A 2,315-nucleotide genomic window follows, 5' to 3' on the forward strand; every position below is an offset into this window, starting at 1 on the left:
ATCAACCGCCGCGGCCCCTTCCGCCCCGGCGAGCGCGTCCAAATCACTGACGAACGCGGCCGCATCACCACCATCACCCTCGCCGAAGGCGGCGAGTACCACTCCCACAAGGGCTTCCTCAAGCATGACGACCTCATCGGCGCACCCGAAGGCACCGTCATCGCCAACACTCACGGCATCCTCTACCAGGCGCTGCGCCCCCTCTACAAGGACTTCGTGCTCTCCATGCCGCGCGGCGCAGCCGTCGTCTACCCCAAGGACGCCGCCCAGATCATCGTCAAGGCAGACATCTTCCCCGGCGCACGCGTCGTCGAGGCCGGCGTCGGCTCCGGTGCACTGTCTATCGCGCTGCTGCGTGCAGTCGGCGACTACGGTTGCGTGCACTCCTTCGAACGTCGTGAAGAGTTCGCAGATGTCGCCCGCGGCAACATTGAAACCATGTTCGGTGGACCCCACCCGGCGTGGAAGCTGAGCATCGGCGACCTGCAGGACACCCTTCCGCAGGTTGAAGAGCCCGGCAGCGTCGACCGCGTCGTACTCGACATGCTCGCACCCTGGGAATGCCTGGACGCTGTAGCGGAGGCGCTCGCACCCGGCGGCGTGCTCATCTGCTACGTTGCGACCGTGACCCAGATGTCCCGCCTGGTTGAGGGCATGCGCCTGGACGGCCGCTTCACCGAACCCGAATGTGACGAAACCATTGTGCGTGGCTGGCACGTGGAGGGCCTGGCGGTCCGCCCCGACCACCGCATGGTTGCACACACCGCGTTCCTGGTCGTGGCTCGTCGCCTCGCTGACGGTGCGGTACGCCTGGCGCCGAAGCGCCGCGCGTCCAAGACTGACTTCTCTGAAGAGGATATGAACGCGTGGATTCCCATGAACGTGGGTGAGCGTGAGGTGACCGATAAGAAGATTCGCCGCGCAGCCCGCGATGCGAAGAACCTTGCCGCTCACGCCGCACGTGCGAACGAGATTGCGCTTGAACAGAACGGCACTGTGCAGAACGACAGTGCAGCAGCTGAGGCGACTGAATCCGCCGAATAATTTGAACCACTGACCTGCGGGGGCACGGGCGTTGCCTGGAGCCCCCGCAGTGCACTCACCAGGCTACTCACTGTGCCCAACCACCCGCACCGAGTAGCCGCCGATTAGGACGAACAGCTAAAGGAGCTACCGTGTCCACCCACGAATCTGCAGATCAGGCAGGAACCCCCCAGTACGGCACCGCCCACAGTGCAGCCAGCGCGGCACCGCACTACTCGGCTGCTTTCGGGTCGACCTCCCTGCCCGGCAGTCAGCCCGTCAGCGCGCAGGAGTATGACGCCGTGCTGCGTCGACTCTCCGCGGCGGAGGCAACCCGCGACAATATGAGCCGACAGATTCGTGGTGCGGGGGAGAAGAACCGCAAGCTCGTTGAAGCAATCACCAGCATGCGCTACCAGGTGGAGCGTCTGCGCGCGTCCCTGTCGCAGAATGTTATGCCGCCGCTGAATTCGGCGATTGTGCTGGCGGTGCATGAGGGCCAGACCATGACCTACGAGCAGGTTGCCGACGATAAGACTCCCGCCGAGATTGATGCGTACCTGGATGTTCAGGTGAGCGGCCGCATGATGCGTATTCCCGTGTCCCCGCTCATTGACCTGTCTACCCTCACCCCCGGCATGACCGTACTGCTCAACGACAAGACCGAGGCGGTCGTTGCCCTGGACACCGAACCCTTCGGTGACGTGGTGACCGTGCGCGAGGTGCTGGATGAGCAGCGCGTGCTGGTTGATACGTCCTCGGGTGCTCAGCAGGTGGCGCGCGTGGCTGGTTCCCTCGACATTGAGCAGCTGCGCACCGGTGACGCGGTCACCCTTGACACGCGCACCCGCATGCTGACCTCGCAGGTTCCCGCCTCCCGCTCGCAGGAGCTGGTTCTGGAAGAGATCCCGGACGTCACCTACGAGCAGATTGGTGGCCTGGGCGCGCAGATCGAGCAGATTCGCGACGCGGTGGAGCTGCCGTACCTGCACCCCGAGATTTTTGAGCGCTACCACCTGGCACCGCCCAAGGGCATTCTGCTGTACGGTCCTCCCGGTAACGGTAAGACCATGATTGCTAAGGCTGTGGCGAACTCCCTGGCGGCTCGTGCGGCTGCGCTGAACCCGGGTTCGAATACCCGCGGCTACTTCCTGAACATTAAGGGCCCGGAGCTGCTCGATAAGTTCGTCGGTGAGACGGAGCGCCAGATTCGCGATATTTTTGTGGCCGCCCGTGAGAAGGCGGAGGCGGGCCACCCGGTCGTCGTGGTCGTTGACGAGATGGAGTCGCTG

General features: G+C 64.2%; 2 protein-coding genes. Both read left to right on the forward strand.

Annotation, left to right across the window (positions count from 1 at the left end; translation table 11 throughout):
• The coding region (locus tag HXO69_RS08905; protein ID WP_296546607.1) for a tRNA (adenine-N1)-methyltransferase at positions 1 to 1,044 on the forward strand (1,044 nt) is incomplete at its 5' end.
• A 131-nt stretch (positions 1,045 to 1,175) separates the two neighbouring features.
• A partial coding sequence (locus HXO69_RS08910; RefSeq protein WP_296546608.1) for an AAA family ATPase occupies positions 1,176 to 2,315 on the forward strand: 1,140 nt, incomplete at its 3' end.

It is taken from the genome of Rothia sp. (in: high G+C Gram-positive bacteria), assembly GCF_015265375.1.
In the GTDB taxonomy this organism is placed as follows: domain Bacteria; phylum Actinomycetota; class Actinomycetes; order Actinomycetales; family Micrococcaceae; genus Rothia.